Annotated in this window: 22 protein-coding genes; 13 read left to right on the plus strand and 9 right to left on the minus strand. The window is 43.9% G+C overall.

Annotated features, from left to right (window positions below; genetic code table 11):
- Window positions 1-241 precede the first annotated feature (241 nt).
- Both TOL9009_RS0103810 and TOL9009_RS48810 read left to right on the plus strand, forming a co-directional pair.
- Window positions 242-715 (plus strand): hypothetical protein, encoded by a 474-nt coding sequence (locus TOL9009_RS0103810; RefSeq protein ID WP_029631279.1) that lies wholly within the window; start codon window positions 242-244, stop codon window positions 713-715.
- Between the two features lie 260 nt (window positions 716-975).
- Window positions 976-1,104 carry a hypothetical protein gene (locus TOL9009_RS48810; RefSeq protein ID WP_260675827.1) on the plus strand — a complete coding sequence of 43 codons (129 nt, stop codon included), beginning with the start codon at window positions 976-978 and terminating at the stop codon, window positions 1,102-1,104.
- Between the two features lie 231 nt (window positions 1,105-1,335).
- Here TOL9009_RS48810 and TOL9009_RS42975 read toward each other — a convergent pair whose 3' ends face one another.
- Complete coding sequence (locus TOL9009_RS42975; RefSeq protein ID WP_072022086.1) at window positions 1,336-1,632, minus strand: ATP-binding cassette domain-containing protein; 297 nt, start codon at window positions 1,630-1,632, stop codon at window positions 1,336-1,338.
- Between TOL9009_RS42975 and TOL9009_RS37930 the strand changes: the two genes are divergently transcribed.
- Together TOL9009_RS37930 and TOL9009_RS0103820 are read left to right on the plus strand one after the other, a co-directional pair.
- The gene (locus TOL9009_RS37930; protein WP_260675828.1) at window positions 1,607-2,371 is read left to right on the plus strand and encodes an MFS transporter; all 765 of its coding nucleotides are present in this window, start codon (window positions 1,607-1,609) and stop codon (window positions 2,369-2,371) included. The genes TOL9009_RS42975 and TOL9009_RS37930 overlap by 26 nt on opposite strands.
- 179 nt (window positions 2,372-2,550) lie before the next feature.
- The gene (locus TOL9009_RS0103820) at window positions 2,551-3,009 is read left to right on the plus strand and encodes a PPC domain-containing protein (RefSeq protein WP_029631281.1); all 459 of its coding nucleotides are present in this window, start codon (window positions 2,551-2,553) and stop codon (window positions 3,007-3,009) included.
- A gap of 85 nt (window positions 3,010-3,094) precedes the next feature.
- Here the strand turns inward: TOL9009_RS0103820 and rppB are convergent, their stop codons facing one another.
- Window positions 3,095-4,471 carry a two-component system sensor histidine kinase RppB gene (gene rppB, locus TOL9009_RS0103825; protein WP_029631283.1) on the minus strand — a complete coding sequence of 459 codons (1,377 nt, stop codon included), beginning with the start codon at window positions 4,469-4,471 and terminating at the stop codon, window positions 3,095-3,097.
- Window positions 4,468-5,175: a two-component system response regulator RppA gene (rppA, locus tag TOL9009_RS0103830; RefSeq protein ID WP_029631284.1), complete on the minus strand. Its 708-nt coding sequence runs from the start codon at window positions 5,173-5,175 to the stop codon at window positions 4,468-4,470. Before rppA ends, rppB begins: the two co-directional genes overlap by 4 nt.
- Before the next feature lie 94 nt (window positions 5,176-5,269).
- On the opposite strand from rppA, the gene TOL9009_RS0103840 reads away from it, so the two are divergent.
- The 7 genes from TOL9009_RS0103840 to TOL9009_RS0103870 all read left to right on the plus strand — a co-directional run bounded on the left by TOL9009_RS0103840 (window position 5,270) and on the right by TOL9009_RS0103870 (window position 10,026).
- On the plus strand, window positions 5,270-6,058 hold the full coding sequence (locus TOL9009_RS0103840; RefSeq protein WP_199341277.1) for a HupE/UreJ family protein: 789 nt from the start codon (window positions 5,270-5,272) through the stop codon (window positions 6,056-6,058).
- Window positions 6,059-6,082: 24 nt separating this feature from the next.
- The gene (locus TOL9009_RS0103845) at window positions 6,083-6,712 is read left to right on the plus strand and encodes a hypothetical protein (RefSeq protein WP_029631287.1); all 630 of its coding nucleotides are present in this window, start codon (window positions 6,083-6,085) and stop codon (window positions 6,710-6,712) included.
- A gap of 21 nt (window positions 6,713-6,733) precedes the next feature.
- On the plus strand, window positions 6,734-7,186 hold the full coding sequence (locus TOL9009_RS0103850; protein ID WP_260675834.1) for an efflux RND transporter permease subunit: 453 nt from the start codon (window positions 6,734-6,736) through the stop codon (window positions 7,184-7,186).
- A 35-nt stretch (window positions 7,187-7,221) separates the two neighbouring features.
- Window positions 7,222-7,893, plus strand: coding sequence for an SMI1/KNR4 family protein (locus TOL9009_RS0103855; protein WP_029631291.1), 672 nt, complete (start codon window positions 7,222-7,224; stop codon window positions 7,891-7,893).
- Window positions 7,894-8,006: 113 nt separating this feature from the next.
- Window positions 8,007-8,630, plus strand: a complete 624-nt coding sequence (locus TOL9009_RS0103860) for an FMN-dependent NADH-azoreductase (protein WP_029631292.1) — start codon at window positions 8,007-8,009, stop codon at window positions 8,628-8,630.
- A gap of 3 nt (window positions 8,631-8,633) precedes the next feature.
- Window positions 8,634-9,512 (plus strand): RNA polymerase sigma-70 factor, encoded by an 879-nt coding sequence (locus tag TOL9009_RS0103865; protein WP_029631294.1) that lies wholly within the window; start codon window positions 8,634-8,636, stop codon window positions 9,510-9,512.
- A 115-nt stretch (window positions 9,513-9,627) separates the two neighbouring features.
- Window positions 9,628-10,026, plus strand: a complete 399-nt coding sequence (locus tag TOL9009_RS0103870) for a hypothetical protein (RefSeq protein WP_144238142.1) — start codon at window positions 9,628-9,630, stop codon at window positions 10,024-10,026.
- Window positions 10,027-10,093: 67 nt separating this feature from the next.
- Here the strand turns inward: TOL9009_RS0103870 and TOL9009_RS0103875 are convergent, their stop codons facing one another.
- The 5 genes from TOL9009_RS0103875 to TOL9009_RS0103890 form a co-directional block, all read right to left on the minus strand.
- Window positions 10,094-10,540, minus strand: coding sequence for a hypothetical protein (locus TOL9009_RS0103875; RefSeq protein WP_051502782.1), 447 nt, complete (start codon window positions 10,538-10,540; stop codon window positions 10,094-10,096).
- A 193-nt stretch (window positions 10,541-10,733) separates the two neighbouring features.
- Window positions 10,734-11,900: a hypothetical protein gene (locus TOL9009_RS0103880; RefSeq protein WP_029631300.1), complete on the minus strand. Its 1,167-nt coding sequence runs from the start codon at window positions 11,898-11,900 to the stop codon at window positions 10,734-10,736.
- A 503-nt stretch (window positions 11,901-12,403) separates the two neighbouring features.
- Complete coding sequence (locus TOL9009_RS42980) at window positions 12,404-12,595, minus strand: CbtB domain-containing protein (protein ID WP_072022087.1); 192 nt, start codon at window positions 12,593-12,595, stop codon at window positions 12,404-12,406.
- 166 nt (window positions 12,596-12,761) lie between these two features.
- On the minus strand, window positions 12,762-14,135 hold the full coding sequence (locus TOL9009_RS0103885) for an MFS transporter (RefSeq protein WP_038295931.1): 1,374 nt from the start codon (window positions 14,133-14,135) through the stop codon (window positions 12,762-12,764).
- Window positions 14,136-14,446: 311 nt separating this feature from the next.
- Entirely contained in the window at window positions 14,447-14,851 is a 405-nt protein-coding gene (locus tag TOL9009_RS0103890; protein WP_029631304.1) for an ArsR/SmtB family transcription factor, read from the minus strand.
- A gap of 133 nt (window positions 14,852-14,984) precedes the next feature.
- Between TOL9009_RS0103890 and TOL9009_RS0103895 the strand changes: the two genes are divergently transcribed.
- Both TOL9009_RS0103895 and TOL9009_RS0103900 read left to right on the plus strand, forming a co-directional pair.
- Complete coding sequence (locus TOL9009_RS0103895) at window positions 14,985-17,777, plus strand: heavy metal translocating P-type ATPase (RefSeq protein ID WP_084763102.1); 2,793 nt, start codon at window positions 14,985-14,987, stop codon at window positions 17,775-17,777.
- A gap of 10 nt (window positions 17,778-17,787) precedes the next feature.
- Entirely contained in the window at window positions 17,788-18,711 is a 924-nt protein-coding gene (locus TOL9009_RS0103900) for a cation diffusion facilitator family transporter (protein WP_029631308.1), read from the plus strand.
- Between the two features lie 24 nt (window positions 18,712-18,735).
- On the opposite strand, the gene TOL9009_RS50695 is transcribed toward TOL9009_RS0103900, so the two are convergent.
- The coding region (locus TOL9009_RS50695) for a hypothetical protein (protein WP_260675829.1) at window positions 18,736-18,999 on the minus strand (264 nt) is incomplete at its 5' end.

The raw sequence follows: 18,999 nt of genomic DNA on the forward strand, positions 1-18,999 counted from the left end.
AATTAACGGTGCCTATGATGCTACGAAAATTATTGCATTTTACTTCACATTGGTGCCGACTTACTTAAGCGCATGTGATGCAACAGCGCAACTGCTGTAGCTTTAATTTTTTGTGGCACTATGTATGCAACTATAAGTATCGCTCTTTTTTTAAGATTAAGAATTATAAAGTATAAATAAAAAGGTTGAGACTCATACAAAACTTTTATTGAATAATAGATATTCATGTTCATTAATTAATATGGAAGCTAATCCTTTTCGTGACGTTGAACTTATTGCTCATGTCAAGCAAATAGCCGAGATTCATGGTATTAGTCTAAAATCAGCAATCACATATTATATAAAACAACTTGAAGTTCAACTTGCTGAGAATGAAGAAAAAATAGCAAATTATAAAAGTCCCCCATCAAAGTTGATGTTAAGGCTGGGTGAGGAAAAATATAATATGTTAATAGAAAAACTTGTAAAAAAGGTTACAAGTTCATCAGAACTATCTCAAGCTTATTATTCAGCTAAAGCTAGCGGTAGATTAAAGCAAGCAAAGCTAAAAATAGAAGGAGAATTCCATATTATAAATTCCGAGTTCATTGGTAACAAGTTTTTGGAAGTAGGTACGATACTTGAAGCAGAAGTATATGACGAGCAATTATATCAAGTATGGATTTCTACTACCGAGCGCGAATTCGTGTTTAACGAAGAGCTAGAAATATTGTAAATCCAAATATGATTAATTGTTGCTAAGTCTAATTATTTCGGTGCCTAACAGTAAGAGTATCTTGGTGAGCGGGCTGCGATGGCGCAGAACGCCCGCCAGATGTTTCTCCCGGTCTGATTTGTGGAACGAATTTGGTTCACTGAAAGTATGGGGGATCTCAGAATACGTAATAGATAAAGCGTTGCGTCCAAGGAATAGCAAGTATCAGCTACCTGCTAAATTATGGGAAGCTACACTTTACGATGTAATCGGAGATATTCATGCTGTTCAAGCATCTTGCATTGAAAAAGCCCGAATATCATCGGTTATGTTCTACTGAGTGCGATCGCCGTTTCAAAGCGAGGGATAACAGCACAATGGCACTCTTGTTTCTGGAATTCCCCATCTAGGCGGTGTAGTCCTTATTAGAACAGCGACTTATACAGAACTTCTATAAATAGCCCTTGGGGAATATAACCCCATCAAAAGCCCAATCGTCCCGACTGGGTTTTTTGGTTTTGAGGCGATGCAAAAAGCAGGCTGTGAGGCTCGTTCGCCCTACAGCCCTTCAGGAGAAAGAGACGCACTGCTCCCGATCGGGCATCCTACGGCGACACCGTAAGACTCGCTCGCCGCTTCGCTTACGGTGTCGCCCTCCTCCCGTCCCTTAATAGCTCCAAGTAGTCTAGAATTCGTTTTCGGTCATAGACCTGAGCGCGATGAACTGATAACTTGTAGACATACTGAAGGTTGCTCTCTACCGTTCCTTCCAAAAGAGCAGGACGCTGGTGTAAATAAATAACCTTGGCTCGATAACGTGGCATAAACCACTTCTCCAAAACCTGATCCTTGAAAACAATCTGCCCTTCTTGAATGGGGTCAAGTCCAGCAAGCGATCGCAGTAACAAGCTTTTGCCTGCTCCTGAAGGACCGACCACTGCTAGACGATCTCCTGACCATTATGGTGTGGTTGCAGCCTTAGGTACAGCTTCGTTGGCGATCGCTTTGTTGGTACTAAAAGACCAATGGGAAGAACCAAAGCTTGAAGCAACCCGCACACTAGGCGCAGTTTATCAGAAATTCCGCAAGGGTATCCGGGAAATCTTGATGGACAGACGGGTGCTGCTTTCCAGCAATATGGAAGGAGTGCAAAACCTTTCAGTGGGAGCTTTAGAAGCCTTTTTACCCATCTATGCTGTCAAGATTTGCGGATTCAGTGCGTTTCAGGCAGGGATGCTTTGGGGCGTACAAATTCTGGTGACAACCTTTTGTAAACCATTAATGGGCAGGTTGTCAGACCGTCGTGGGCGATTACCTCTAATATTTCGAGGAATGTTTGCCTGTGCAATCCCCTTTGCCCTGATACCCTGGTTTCAAAACTATGCGGTTTTGCTGATTTTAGCGGCAGTATTCGGCATTGGAGAGGCAATTGTCACTTCAGGAGCCGCAGCACTGGTAGCAGATTTTTGCAGTGAAAGTAACTTAGGTTCGGCAATGGGTACATTTGGAACAATCTTTGATGTGGGACACGCAGCTGGTCCGTTATTAGCGGGTTTATTAATTAGTTGGACAGGCGGTGAGGATTTTCGTCTTTCGTTTGCTTTGATATCAGGACTTTTAATTGCCGCAGCAGTCGTTTTTCGGATTGGTGTCAGGGAGGAACCAGCAAGAGGCTAAAGACAGGAAAAAGGAATATCAATAGTAGTGACTCAAGTAGCATAACTCAAAATGAAGGCTGAAGGATAAAAAAACAGAGTAACAAATCGGACTTAAAGTAAGCTGATTTAACCGTGAAGTTCACTTTATACTTCAAGTTACCAATTACTCTCTGTTTCTGGGAATATTACTTGAAATGTATGAATAAAGCTTTTGCTGCGGGTTTAAAAAAACTAGCCATCCTTCCTGCTACTTTGTTGGCAATTAGCATCAGTACAAAAGCGGCATTAGCTCAAAATAAGTTATATAGTCCAATTCCTTTATCTACTGGCAGTGCTGAACTTTCTGATACGCTCTCAGACAAAGATATTCCTACAGGTCAGGGTGGATTCGCCCGTGATTATACGGTGAAGTTGAATAAGGGCGATAATCTAGCAGTCGATCTATCCTCGGAAAACTTTGACAGCATCATTACATTGTTAGCACCTGATAGCTCGACACTGGCAGAAAATGATGATGGCCCCGACGGTACTAGCAATTCCCTACTGTTTACCCGCATCAACGAGACTGGAACGTATATCATTCGTGTCCAGTCTTTTGGAGAAACTGGAGTTGGGACTTTTAAACTCAAGGTAACAAAGCTGCAACCTATTAAATAAAGTTATGAGTTATGAATCTCTTACTTCGGTACATTTACCCCTACATGGAAGCCGCAGTTTCGGAGATTTATGTCTGGTTAATTTTCTATGTATTAGACGATACAATTTTTACTGCTAGCGTAAAAATGCTACCTTTTCCCACCTGACTTTCAACTTTCAGATTCGCTTGATGTTTTTGGGCGATCGCCACAGCTATAGCCAGCCCTAACCCCGTTCCTCCTGTTTTACGAGAGCGATCGCCATCAACACGGTAAAAGCGCTCAAAAATTCGATTCTGTTCAGCAAGCTCAATCCCAATCCCCGTATCTTTCACCGCAATTACAGCAGTATGATCATAGATGACTAAGCTCACGGTCACATATCCTCCTGTGGACGTATACTGGATGGCATTAGCAATTAAGTTTGACACTAAGCGGTAAAGTTGCGATTCGTTACCTAGAGCGTAAACCTCAAAAGTGGGAATTTGGTTGGTCAAATGAATATCAGAAGCAGTGGCAAGCTCTAAAAATTCTTCGGTCAAATCGCTAACCAAATCATTTAAGCAACAGGGCTGAAAGGGTTTTGGCGATGAATTCTGCTCAAGACTGGTCAACAAGAGTAAGTCTGCGATCAAATGGCTCAACCTTCGCCCCTGCCGCTCAACAGTATGGAGCATCATTTGGATATCTTGCTGATTTGATTGCTGTATGCGGAGGATAGCTTCCACAGTTGCCAAGAGGCTAGCAAGGGGCGATCGCAGTTCATGAGCAGCATTAGCAGTAAACTGTTGCTGTTGCTGATAGGACTGGTAAATCGGCTGCATAGCTAATCCTGAGAGCCACCAACTGGAGGTAGCAACCAAGCTCAGGGCAATAGGCAACCCAATCGCCATAATCCATTGAATTCGCCTGATTTCAGCATCAAAAGGTTCTAAAGTGCGCCCAATTTGGAAATATCCCCAGGATGAACGGGCGCTGGGTTCATTAGCCAGATGATGGGTATGGGCACTATGCAAAATCGTGGTAAATTGGTGATAGCGAATTCCCTTAGCTGTGCGAAAGGTTTGCCATTGTGTGCGGTTGAGAGTTTTAGGCAGAGATGACGGTTGATTGGGTGAAAAAGCGAGGAGTTTCCCTTGATGATTGAATAGACGAATATAGTATGTGGTGCGATCGCTGATACCGATGGTGTGCTGTTGAATCAGTGTCGGGGTAGCATTGCAGGGTTGCCCACTCAAACAAAGATCGGGAAACATTTGTTGCAGCACAGCAGTCGGCTCTTCAGAAGCAGACAGCAGCGGTTCTACGCTATTGTGTAAGGTTCCGGCGATTGACTCAATTTCGCGCTTCATTGCTGTCCAGTTTGACTGTACCATTGCTCGATACATACCAAAACCAGAAATACTCAAAATCACGCCCATGACTCCGGCATACCAGAGGGCTAACCGTAGACGACTGCGCCGAAAAAGTGAGTAGCTATTCATGGCTGAGAATGAAGTTGGGAGTTAAAGCGATAGCCTGCGCCAGGAACAGTTTCAATCGGACAGGGGCAGCCATGATTTGCTAACTTCCGACGTAGTAGGCGCATTTGAGCCGCAACCACATTGCTAATTGGCTCCTCGTCCATATCCCAAAGTTGATGACGCAATTTGCTACCGGGAATGATGCGATTGGGGTTTTGCATCAAATACATGAGCAGCTGAAATTCTTTGGTTGTTAAGGGAATGACTAGAGGGGTGCATTTGTCTGAATTCACTTGCAGCACATTGTTTGCTGCATCAAGGGTAAATCCGGCGACGGTCAAGGTAGGCAGTTGTAGTTGAGGCGATCGCCTCTGAAGGGCCCGCAACCGCGCCAGCAATTCTTCCATCACAAAGGGTTTGACTAAATAATCATCGGCTCCCGCATCCAGCCCTGCTACGCGATTTTCAGGCTGACCCAAAGCAGTGAGCATCAGCACTGGTAAAGGATTTTGGTGCAATCTCAGCCTCTGACATAACTCCAGTCCCGACAGTCTGGGAAGCAGCCAATCGACGATAGCAACCGTGTAGTCTGTCCACTGGCTTTCAAGGCAGAGCCATGCCTGAGCGCCATCTGGCATCCAATCCACGACATATCTCTCACTAATTAGGACTTGCTTGATTGCCAGTCCCAAATCTGCTTCATCTTCGACCAGTAAAATTCGCATTGCTCCAGGGAAATCAACCACGAGCTTGATCTTACAAAAACATTTGCCATTTCACCTGGATTTCATCTGTCCTTTGGCAAACTAGGAAGAACTTTTGTTTAACCCAGTATCCGTTGAGAGGAGTGATCATGAAATCCTTTGTGCTAGTGAGTTTCATATGATTAAATTTATACAACTATTTAAAGACAACAAACGTTTCCTTACCCTGATGGGTGTTGCAATAGTTCTGGCTGCAAATTTTGGGATAATTCCCGAAGCGATCGCACATGGTGTAACTTCCGGCGATAAAGGCTACATCCAGGAAAGCACGGGCGTGCTACCCATACCCTTTATCTATCTGGGTGCAAAACACATGATGACAGGCTACGATCATCTGCTGTTTTTATTGGGTGTCATCTTTTATTTATATCGCCGTAAGGATGTGACAACCTATGTAACCCTGTTCGCAATAGGTCATGTGATTACATTATTATCTGGCGTGTTATTCAAAATCGGTATCAATGCTTATATTATTGATACCATTATTGGGTTTTCGATTGTTTACAAGGCACTCGATAATATGGGTGCATTCAAACGCTGGTTTGGGTTTCAACCGAATCCGAAAATGGCGACGCTGATCTTTGGATTGTTTCATGGTTTCGGTCTTGCGACCAAAATACTCGAGTACGAGCTTTCACCCGATGGGTTGTTTTTCAATCTCATCTTCTTCAATATCGGCGTTGAAATCGGGCAGGTTTTGGCACTAGGAGTCATTCTGATTGCCATCACTTATTGGCGAAAATCCAAGAGCTTCCTGCGCCATGCCTACACCGCAAATGTTTTTTTGATGATGCTGGGATTCCTGCTGATGGGATACCAGATCACAGGCTATTTCGTATCTTAAAATCCAACGGAGAACATAGTTGTTATGAGCAAGTCAAATATACCCACAGATAGAGAGCTTCCGTCAACAAACCAGCTCATCAAATCAACTATTCTGGCGGCAGCGACAGCAGGAGTATTGCTGATAACCGTCGTCATGCCCGCCGAATACGGCATCGACCCCACCGGAATCGGCAATGTCATCGGCTTGAAAAAAATGGGCGAGATTAGAGTTTCGCTGGCGAAGGAAGAGGCGGCAGATCAAGCCAAGAATTTAGGTGCCAATACCGAGGATAAACAGGACGAGATCAAGACTGACGCTGCAACAACACCTAAGCCCACAGCTGCTGGTGCAGCTATTTTAAATCATGAAATGCAGGTTACGCTTGCCCCTGATGAAGGTAAAGAAATCAAGCTTGACATGAGTAAAGGCAATAAAGTGCAATACACTTGGTCTACAGATGGCGGCAAAGCCAATTTTGATCTACATGCCGACTCTCAAAAACTAAACATCGATTATTATCAGTACAGCAAAGGATCTGAGCAACGCAAAGAAGGGGAATTTGAAGCAGCCTTTGATGGTTCACATGGTTGGTTTTGGAGAAACCGGACATCTAACACAATTACCATTACCCTTAAAACTAAAGGTGAATATACTGATATTAAACAGAAATAAGCAGGAAATGCGCGATTCTTAATTGGCGGCGGTCAAGAACTGTTGGTGCGCGGCATTGGGCAGGTGAAATCAATTGAAGACTTGCGGCAATCTGTGGTGAAGGTGCAAGATGGTAAACCAATTTTGCTCAAAGATGTGGCGGAAGTAAAAACGGGTGCGGCACTGAAGCGGGGGGACGCTAGTTTTAATGGGCAACCGGACATCGTGATGATGATTAACAAACAGCCTGATGTCGATACCCCCACGGTCACAAAAGCAGTAGAAGCAGTACTGCAATCCTTACAATCAACCTTTCCGACCGATGTGCAGGTGGCACGGACATTCCGGCAGTCTAACTTTATTGATACTGCCATTCACAATGTCAGCAGTTCTCTGATCGAAGGCATCATCATTGTTTTGGTGATTATGCTGCTGTTTCTGATGAATTGGCGCACCGCCGTGTCACAAACAACCAACCTCTTCCGTCTTAGTTAAGTCAATGAGTTATGGGCTGTAAGGAGAACGCGAGGATGGAAGAATTAACAGCATTACTTATAAGTTTAGAAAATGCTCTCAACGATAAAGCACCCGAAGTTGCTCAAAGTCTGCAACCGAGTTTGACTCGTGCAGAAATTGATGGGTTGACCGCAAAGTTTTCGTGGGTATTGCCAGAGGACGTTTATCAACTGTATCAATGGCACAACGGATTATCTCGCCAAGCCAGCAAAATGAATTTAATAGAAAAATTGCTGAGGCAGAAAGATAAATGGCACGGTGAATTATCGGGTCGAGAGAACGAACTACACTTAAACTATGGGCAGCATCTAATTACTGCTAAATTCCTGCCTCTAGATTATGCCTTGGCAGGGCATCGTCATCTCAAGCTGGGTAAGTGTCTCCTTGATTTACTGCCAGTCTTTATCGTGAGCGATCGCAATAGCAAATTGTACTGTATGATTCGTTTAGATGCCGAGCAGTCCACGGTGTATTGCGCCAATGGTGCAAAAGTTCCACCTTTAGGCATCACTGAAGCATTTTTGTCAACACAAGTTCAATACCGCAGCCTGATTGATTTCGTCTCATTTCTAACAGCTTGTTGTCAGCAGGCAGTGGATTTTACTTCGGAAAGCCAGGAGAAAGCGACAGATTATAAACTAAATCCAGAGCAATTTGAGCAAATCTACCAACAATATAAAAGCTAGAAAACTGGGCATATTAAACATCCCACGCTTTGTTTAAATTTAGAGGCTAATGTGTCACAGCGAGGGTAAGTTCTTCGTCATATGAATAGATATTCGTTTAATGAAGAACTTCTATGAGATTACTGGAAATCCAATCTAGTGTTCGTTTAGAGAAATCCATCTCCCGCATTCTCAGCAGCCAATTTGTCCAAGCATGGAAAATTGCTCATCCTGATGCTGAACATAAACTACGTGATGTTGGTATAAATCCCCCTGCTCATCCTATTGAGTTGTGGACAATAGCGAATTACACACCCCCAGAAACTCGAACGTCAGAGATGATTAATGTTTTAGCCAACTCCGAACAACTTATTGATGAGTTATTGTGGGCAAGTCATCTATTACTTGGAGTACCAATGTATAACTTTAGCGTACCATCCAATTTCAAGACATATCTAGATAATGTGGTACGTGTGGGGCGAACCTTTACATTTGACTCTACAAAATTAACATTTCAAGGACTTGCCACAGGTAAAAAAGCTTTGGTGATTCTTCCGAGTGCGGCGAACTATGCTCCCGATACACTATTAGCAAAAATGGATTTTTGCGAGCCATATTTAAAAGCTATTTTGAATTTTATTGGCATTGATTCAGTAACAGTGATAGCCATACCAAACCAATTTATGCCTGATGAGGTTCGGCAGCAAGCAATCGAAACCGCACAAACAAAATTGATAGATTTAGCAGCAACTTGGTAGCCAATGAATCGATTAGAAGTTTTTAACCAGTACCGCCCGTTGTTGTTTGCGATCGCTTATCGTATGCTCAGTAGTGTCGCTGATGCAGAAGATATCGTACAAGAAGCCTGGTTGCGCTGGCAGACTGCCGAATCATTAGTACAATACCCCAAAGCCTATTTATCAAAGCTAATCGTTCGTCTTTGCATTGACTATCTACGGTTAGCTCATGTTCGGCGCGAACAGTATATTGGTTCTTGGTTGCCAGAACCATTGATTAGTCAACAACCATCACCAATAGAGAATGCAGAATTGGCAGAATCTCTGTCATTTGCATTTTTAATCCTGCTTGAGTGTCTATCACCTACAGAACGAGCGGTTTTTTTGCTACGTGAAGTATTTGACTATGATTATACTGACATCAGCAAAATTGTAAATAAAACTGTCCCAAATTGTCGTCAAATAGTCCATCGCGCTCGTCAGCATCTTACTCTTGCTAAAAACAAAGGTGATGTACCATATCAACAAAAACAAGAAATCATTGCACAATTCCTTGCAAGTTGGAATCAAGGAGATATGCAGAGTTTAATAGCACTGATGGCAGAAGATGTTACCTTCTGGGCAGATGGAGGTGGTGAGGTAGTAGCTGCTCGAAAACCATTACACGGTAACTTAAAGGTGGCTCGTTTTTTAATTGCGATTCGGTGTAGCAAGCTTTTACCGAGATTCACATCTCAAATTGCTAGGGTAAATGGTCAATCTGGAATTGTTAACTACACCAATGGTAAGCTCCAAAGTATTCTATCGTTCGAGCTTTGGGGTGATGAAATTAAAACAATCTTTGCAGTTGTTAATCCGGTTAAGTTACAGCATATTACTCACCGTTCGCGCAATCGAGGATGAGTTTGATGAAATAAGGGAGAGAATGCAAGTAGGCGATAATGATATACCCGAATGCAACCATCCTCATGGGTTGTTGATTGACTGTGCGAATTTTGACCACTAAATTGAAATATCCTTGAGTATGATCCAATTTTTGACAACTCCTATTTTCTACCTCACACCTTACATATTTCTCTGGTCGGTGCTAAATGGGCTAATTGTTGTCGGGCTGTTAAAGCTACTCAAAATTAAAACAGCTAAAAGAACACAAATTGCAACTGCCATTACAACAGCAGTCGCATTTATTCTCTGGAATTGGAGTATTGAATTTAATCGGTCAACGATACATCTAAATGTAGATCATCCCTATCTCCGGATCTCTTGGGCGGATGCTTTAAACGGCATTTGTGTGTTTGCCCTCACAGCGCTTGTACTCAGTATGTTTACTGACAAAGAAGCTCCCGCCCAATTTATTACTAAAATTGCCTCAGTTGCTGCCCTGCTCACTATCTTTACCGACACGTTCTTCTTTTAACAGTGCTTAAACCAAAACTCAAAGCCGAAAAGATTAAAATTTAAGCACTGCTGTCCCTTTCAATATACTAGCCTGCTAAACCAGGCAAACCCCGCATCTGACGTAGAGCATTTAAGCAGGGTGGGCAATCGCAGCCGAATAATTTTATGGAAGTTTCACTCTCTTCATCAGTGAATTCTAATTCAGGAAGCTCTTGAACAGGGGCATAGGCTAACTTTACAGATCCACTCTGCTCTAGTTGAGCTTGAGGAGCGGTAAACTCTATGACTCTATCCTCATTTGGTTGAACTTGGGTTGGTTTTACTCCTGGTGTAGATGCAGAAGCAATAGTATTGCTAACCCGGATGCAGACCATTTTCTTTGTTGCTGAGTGGGGGGATTGTATGCAAGAAAGACGGTTGCCTACTGCATCCACTGTCTGATTTGCCTGAGATGGTTGGGTCATCATGACCATAGAGATCACAGACGCAAACAGTACGGGGCTGGAAAATAAAGTGAGGAGAAATTTGTTCATTTTATTCAAAAAAGTCTGTGACTACTCACACCTTTAAATTATTACTGAGTAATTTCTATATAAATATAGTTGATATCTCAGTAAATAGAAATAGTAATGGGGATTTTACCAGAGGTTGTTGATAACGTCTAGAGAGCGTGGAGCTAAAGAGGCTTTACTAGGGACGTGCGACCACGCTCATGCACTAATGCTACTAATTTGTCCTTGAAAGTGGTTTTCTTCGTTGCTGTATTAGCAATCCAATTGCCATGCCAATGCCGACAATGGCTGTAAAGTAGAATAAACCAATGAACCGGATATAAATTGGTGGTGCGATTCCTTCAACTTCAACTGACTGTGCCACTTTTACAGGTGAAAATTGACGGTTAGATCCAGGGTTGGGAGTTGCTTCTACCTCGACTTTGTGGGGTGAGCCATCAAAAAATTGTTCCTGCCAGATTAACTTACCCTGTTGGTCGGGGATTCCTTTGTAGGCAAAGACTGTTAAATTATCTTCAAGAGCGATCGCCTTTACTTGCAAAGCTACATCTTTAATGGGTTGTCCTGTTGCGGTATCCTTGACCTGTAACGCTAAGTTCGCAAGTTTTCCTACAGTCGCATTTTTATCACCCTCAATCCGGACTTCCACCCCCTGCGATTTTTGCGCTGATGGTGCAATCACTTCATCACTATTATTGTGTTTGCTGCCGTGAGCCTCTGCGACTTCTGCACTAATGTTAATAAACAATAGGGTGACTATAGCTACCACCGTCAACGCACTTAACAATAGACGCACTGACTGCGGCGCAATTTCTCCTTGTCGCAGTTGTTCTTGTCCGCCAATAACCCAACCACCCAATAATCCAACTGACAATAAAATAGCTACGACAACAGCAGTATATTTATATTTGACTGGATTTTCGCGGACATTCAGATTCAAAGTTTGCTGATATGGAGCAAAAGCATTTGTAACCAAGGGTGACACATTCACTTGCAGTTGGTAATTGCCACGAATGGGTAATATCTGCTGAATTTCTAACTTTCCATCAGGTGCAGCCGCATCCATTTCCAGCAATTTTGTACCCTCAACAAAGGGAAAATCTGTTGCTAACCAAGGAGTTGGCGGCGGTGTCAGAATTTGTAAGCGAATTTTGGCATTTTCTAATGGTTTACCCATAGCATCAATAGCTTGTAGTGTTAGGGTAACGGGAGATTGTGGTTTTTCTGTTCCTGTTTCAAAGGGGAGAATACGTTCTAGAGGTGGGTTGGTAGAGAGTTGCACTCTGGGTGCAGGAGTTTGGGAAAACCCTACAAAGGAGTAAAGAATTGACAACGCGATGCAAACAGTGCCAATCATCCCAAACAGTCGATATTTTTTCATAAAACTTAACTCTAAGTGTAGAAACCTATATTTTTAGTGACTGGTATCTTGATAGCGGTAAGTGAAACTTAATTAATTCAGCTTTTATTTATTAGGACTTACGCAAAAATTCTGTCTCTTCCTTATTCCTCCGTGAACTCTGCGTCGCGCCAGACGTCTCTCAGATGCGGAGACGCTACGCGTTCACGCAGTGTGCCCGCAGGGCTTTACAACGGGGGGGAACCCCCGCACGGAGAAAGCGGCTTCTCTGCGGTTTGTCCCATACGTGAAAGAGTGCGTAAGTCCTGTTTATCAGGAGTGGAGGAATTCTAGTCAAAGAATTAGTAATAAATTAGGCATGATATGAAATTAAAGTTAGGCAATGTAGAGATGGGAAACAAAACATTTCTACATCGTCTAAAATTCTTTCCCAGCAAAGGCATTAGTGCGAAAAGAGCGCCATTACTTTGTCAGGTGTCAAAGCATTACCTAATCTACCTAAAACATCTGGGAATTCTGACAATTTAGTGACACGCAACGCCTAAAGTGTGGTGACGCGCTGAGTGTGCTGTGTTGTGAGCCGCTGGATAAGTGGAAAACAACATAGTCCAGATAATCAGAGAAGATAACAGCATATAAAGCGTTACCTGTACAGGCTTGGATAGGGTAACACCTGCGGTCTTCTGCAACACTGAAGTAGGAGAAAAAGCAGTCATTTTTGACCTCTCATAGTTAATTTGAGTAATCGCTCAATCAAAAGACATTTTGCCGCTTGATTGCAACAAGATATACGATCAACTTTGTGTTTGACAAGTGTGTATAAAATGTGTTAAGTCCCAATTGCCACTTGTTTTTTAACTATTTTCATCATTAGTTAATACGCTATCTTGTAGGGTGGTGAATATCAACAGAGTAGGGGTGAGAGTGGCGCATCAATTTATGTTGATGAGGATGTGCATGTGGTTCGGATTCTAGTATTCCTTGGTGATAGTTGTGCTGATGATGTTCATCGTGGACATGTGAGTGTTCGTGCCACATATTTTCATGGACATGTTCATATTCATCTTCTGAGGGCTTTAGGGTAAGTTGTACCACAACTAGCAGTGCTAAACCAACCAAACTGCCATATAGGAATTCACCTTCAGGAAATTTGCTTCCTAACCACCCAGCTAAGGGATAGGAAATTGCCCACCACAAGTGACTCCAGGCGAAGTGTGCGCCGTAAACCCGTCCTTGGGCATCACGGGGAATGCGATCGGCAATTAAGGTTTGCGTAGGTAAATCCACCATAGTTTGCCCCGCCCCTGCGATCGCCCAAAGAATCATAAGCAGCGCTAAACCTGATTTGGACGCAGGCAATAGCGCAAGAGTGATGATAATAGCCCCCATCAGTACAAAAGTTGTACGTCTTAAGCGTCTATCCAAAGCTCCAACCACCACAGCAGAGAGGGTCGCACCGATGCCAAAAGCCGCCATAACCCACCCGTACTGAGCGTTCCCTAGTTTGAGTGTTCCCTGGACGTAACCGACAGTATTGACCAAAATTTGTGCGCCAACGATTGACGCGACTAACTGCATTGCCAGAGCGTAGCGAATCGGCGCTGAGGCAAATAAACGAGTCGTCCCTTCTTTAATATCCTGCCATGTCCTGCCCGGTGTCCGATTTGGCTGCTGGCTTGAATTGACTCTAAGCTGACCTGGTAGGGTGAGGATTAAAATAGCAGCAACTACGAAGCTAAAAGCGTCTAAGAAAAAAACCTGCCTTGCCCCGATAAAAGCCGCAACTGCTCCTGCAAGACCGGGACCAAGTACCGCTAGCAATTGATACGTGGCGCTAGAAAGGGCGATCGCGTGGCTGTAATCATTCTCCCCTGTTACCAGGGGGATGGTCGCCTTATACGTTGGTGTAAAGAAGGCATTGAAGATATTGAGGGCGAAAATGAGAACGTAGATTTGCCAGACTGCTGTCACAAACGGGAGCAGTCCAACAATCAACATTCGCGCCAAATGGGTTATGACCATGATGCGCTTGCGGTCAAAGCGATCTGCGATCGCTCCCGCTAGCGGTGAGAGCAATACGAACGCTGTAACACGCAGCGTGAAAGCAGTACTAAGTACAATTGCGGATTTTTCGCCAGCTAATTCAAAGGCTAATAGGGCTAGACCAACCCAGGTGAGGGCATCACCTAACAGACTTGTGGTTTGAGCAGCGTAAAGTCTAGCAAATACAGGGTTTCTTAAACTGCTAAAGAGCATAAAACTTTCGATTTATCCGAGAGCATAGCATTTACAATGCTTGTATAGCAAAATTTTAAGAGATATGGGGGGTGGGGGCATATTTTTTAGTTATACACCGCTGCCAACCTATAGCGATCACCTTAAACTAGAGAGGAAAATTTTCCTAAGGTTGGATTAGAGAGACTTCAACCTGAAAAAGTCTGAATTTCGTAAATAATATTTATAACTAAGGGTTGCTTAATTGAAAGAAATACTGAAGTCCTTACTTAACTTCATCTGAGCTGGCTTATTTGAGATAGGCGAATTCTTTTTAAATTTTAAGTAAAAATCTAATCATTTGACTCGGACAAATGTTCTTCTACAGACCGATATAGATTAACGATGTGACTGTCAGCCAAGCTGTAATAGACGTTGCGACCTTCGCGGCGATAGTTGACCAAACGCATCGCTTTTAATAATCGCAGTTGATGGCAAACGGCTGATTCCGTCATTTTTGTCACTGCGGCTAAATCGCAAACACACAACTCTTGTTCAGCTAAAGCTGATAGGAGACGTAAGCGGTTTGGATCTGCCAGCACCCCAAAGATTTCTGCTATCTGCTGTGCTTTGGGAGTTGGCAGAATTTGTGCTTGAGTTGAGCGCACATTATTTAAATGCACCAGATGAGTGTCACAGTTTGGCGCATCAGAATTTTGGATCTCGTCGGAGTTTTGCTTTCCCTTGGGCTTATTCATAGCGTCCTGCGTAGACAATGGTTATCAATTTCAATTGTACCTAAAATGATAACCATTGTACAATTGAATAGTTGTTCAATTGTTGTATTAGAATATTGGCAGTTAACTTTGTAATCTTTTCTTTAAAGCTGCCATGACTCAAACCCCTTCCGTCAAAAGTCAACTTTTACAAGTTGATGGCATGGATTTCGGTAGCTGTGCCAAAACCATTGAAGCCAGCTTACTTTCATTACGCGGTGTGATGGAAGCTTCGGTGAGTTTTACAACTGCAAAAGTCAAAATATCCTATGACTCGGCTCTTTTGAGCGAAGCTGAAATTAGAAATCGCATAACTGCTTTGGGTTATACGGTTAAAATAAGCAGTGAAGTAAAGCCGCATAATCACACTCAATGCTGTGACATCGACCACAACCATGTTGAAGTGGCTTCCACTAAAAAGATACAGGCACAAATCGGGGGCATGGACTGTGGCAGTTGTGCCAAAACAGTTGAGGTTGGCTTGCAGCAAATCACAGGGGTTTTGTCGGCATCGGTCAGCTTTGCCACTGAAAGAATGCAGGTATCTTACGACCCGCAAGAGGTTAATGAAAAGGCAATTTATGACCGTGTTCGCACTCTAGGTTATACGGTTGAACAGAGTAGTGAGGTCAAGCCCCACAATCACACCAATTCCTGTAATGGCGACCAAAACCACAACCATGACCACAAACACGTCGAAGTAGCTTCTGCTAAAAGCCTACAAGTGAAAGTTAACGGAATGGATTGCGGCAGTTGTGCTAAGACGATTGAGGTCGGCTTGCAGCAGATGGCAGGGGTAAGGGATGTATCGGTTAACTTTGCTCTTGAACGATTGCAACTGTTTTATGACCCAACTGTTGTGAGTGAGACAGCGATCGCTAGCAGAATTAAGAGTCTGGGCTATACGGTTGGGGAGAGTTTTGAGGCAGGTTCCCAGCGTCACACCCACAACGACGATTGCCAGAATCATGATCATAACCATAATCACGCTCATCCAGTCTCCAAGCCCTCTCAAAATTCGGCGACCACAAACTGGAAATTCTGGATTAGCAACCGCCGGGGACAAAGCGTAATTTTAGCGGGAATGGGGTTGATTTTGGGCTTAATCGCTCAACATTTAGCGTTACCTGTCTGGATAGCACGGGGTTTTTATGGTGTCGGCATTGTCATTGCTGGCTATCCTATAGCACGGGCAGGTTTGTTTGAATTGCGCTTGCGCCGCGCCGATATGAATCTGCTGATGACCATTTCGGTGATTGGGGCAGTGATTTTAGGAGACTGGTTTGAAGGAACACTTGTTCTGTTTTTGTTCTCTTTAGGTACAACACTGCAAGTTTTCACCTTTGGTCGCACGCGCAATGCTATCCGCGCCCTGATGGATTTGACTCCACCGACTGCTACCGTCAAACGGGGAAATAAAGAAGTTACTGTAACCGTTGAAAGTGTTCAAGTTGGGGAAATTCTGACGATTCGACCGGGACAGCGCGTGGCATTGGATGGTGTAGTCGTTTCTGGGACAAGTGCCATTGACCAATCTCCAATTACGGGAGAATCAATCCCAGAAGATAAAGCTGCTGGCGATACTGTCTATGCTGGGACGTTGAATCAATCAGGTTTTTTAGAAGTTAAAGTTACCCACACGACGAACGATACCAGCGTTGCCAAAATTATCAATCTGGTGGAACAAGCCCAAGGAAGCCGCGCTCCTTCTCAGCAGTGGGTGGATAAGTTTGCAGAAGTTTACACCCCAATTGTGATTTTGATAGCGATCGCTATTACCCTGATTCCACCTTTGGCATTTGCTCAACCTTTTAACGTCTGGTTCTATCGGGCGCTGGTTATGTTGGTAATCGCCTGTCCTTGTGCCTTAGTGATTTCTACCCCGGTTTCGATTGTCAGCGCTATTGGTGCTGCGACTCGCAAAGGTGTTTTGTTCAAAGGAGGTGATGCACTGGAGAAAGCCGGACATCTTACGACGCTTGCCTTTGATAAAACTGGTACAATTACGCAAGGGCTACCCGTAGTACAGAAGGTTTATGATTTTGGCAAGGTGAATGCAGATATGGTGTTTCAGGTGGCTGCTAGTTTGGAACAGCAGTCGGAACATCCTTTAGGGAAAGCAATTGTCCAAGCTGCTAAATCGAAATCAATAGAGTTACAGACTCCATCCAAGTTTACGGCGCTACCTGGTAAAGGAATTGAGGCAAAAATTGGTGATTCACTTTACTTGGTCGGTAATCGGCGTTTGTTTGCTGACCGGGGTATTCTTTTATCAGTAGATGCTGAATCAAAATTGGTGGAGATTGAAAATTTTGGTCAAACCCCTGTGCTGGTGGGAAATGAGACAGGATTGTTGGGTGCTGTTGCCCTAGCAGATGGATTACGATTAGAGGCTTCTGAGGCAGTGCGAAGTCTGAAACGAGTCGGGTTGAAAAGATTAGTGATGCTGACGGGCGATCGCGCTGCTGTTGCAAAACAGATTGGTCAACAGGTTAACATTAACGAATATTACGCAGAATTGTTGCCAGAAGATAAGCTGCAAGCGATTCAAAAGCTGCGTCGGGATGGGGTTGTAGGTATGGTTGGAGATGGCATTAATGATGCACCAGCCCTGGCTGCGGCAGATGTTAGCTTTGCTGTGGGTGGAATTGATATTGCCATAGAGACGGCAGATGTCGTGTTGGTAGGAAGTGACTTGAGACGACTTGCCTATGCAGTAAATTTAAGCCGCCGCACTGTATCTGTGATTCAACAGAATGTAGTCTTTTCCTTGGTGACAAAGGCATTATTTCTACTTTTGGCGACGTTTGGGTTTGTCGGGTTAGCTGTTGCTGTCTTGGCAGATACAGGAACTTCTTTGTTGGTTACGGCAAATGGAATGCGGCTATTTAGAACTAAGGAGGAGTGAGGATTAAGCAATGGCACATAACCACAGTCAGGGGCATCACGGACACGAACACGGAACTGGTAACTATAATCGCGCCTTTATAATTGGTATTGTTCTCAATATGGGGTTTGTGATTGTTGAAGCAGTTTATGGCTATTTGGGACACTCTGTTGCCCTCATTGCCGATGCAGGTCACAATCTAAGTGATGTGTTGGGATTGCTACTTGCTTGGGGAGCAAGTGTCCTTACTCGCCGTCCTCCCACCGGGCGCTATACTTACGGATTGCGTCGTTCTTCAATCTTGGCATCTCTTATTAACGCGCTCGTTCTTCTCTTAGCAATGGGTGCGATCGCTTGGGAAGCGCTCCGCCGCTTTAACGAACCTAGCTCAGTATCGGGGGGTATAGTTATCGGCGTTGCCGTGGTCGGAATTATTATTAACACGGTTACTGCATTAATGTTCCTGTCGGGTCGCCAGCAGGACTTAAACCTGAGGGGAGCATTTCTGCATATGGCGGCTGATGCTGGCGTTTCTTTGGGGGTTGTATTAGCTGGCATTGCCATTGTTTATACAGGCTGGCTGTGGTTTGACCCTGTTGTGAGTTTAATTATTGTGGTAGTGGTAGTAGTTGGCACTTGGCAATTGTTGAAAGATTCTGTGAATTTGGCATTGGATGCCGTGCCAGACTCTATTGAGCCACAAGCTGTGCAAATGTATCTAGCGGAGCGCCCTAGTGTGGTGCAAGTTCATGACTTGCATATCTGGGCAATGAGTACGACAGAGATAGCTCTAACCGCCCATCTCGTCATACCCTCTGGTCATCCTGGTGATGATTTTCTCTTTCAGATTTCTAAAGAGCTTCATGACCATTTCGGCATTGAACACACCACCCTCCAGATAGAAATTGGCGATCCAAGTTCTTCATGTTCTCTGGCACAAGACAATGTTGTTTAAATGACAGTCTCGCTGATCTCACCCCTAGTAAGAACTATCCTTTAAAAATTCAACAATAATCAAAGAGGCGGAAGCAAAACCATTCAACGACTGCGGCGACGGTAGCGCAGGTAAGAGATTATAGTGACCACTACCATTACCACAAGGGCTGGAATCAACACATAATGAAGATATCCAGCCAATGCCCCTAGCCCTAAAGCTCCTAACGTAATTATCAACAGGACTTACGCAACTGGCACAAAAGTCTCGTTGCGGCACAGCCGCAACATTGATCATAGAAAACTGTAA

The organism is [Scytonema hofmanni] UTEX 2349, from assembly GCF_000582685.1.
Lineage (GTDB): Bacteria > Cyanobacteriota > Cyanobacteriia > Cyanobacteriales > Nostocaceae > Hassallia > Hassallia hofmanni.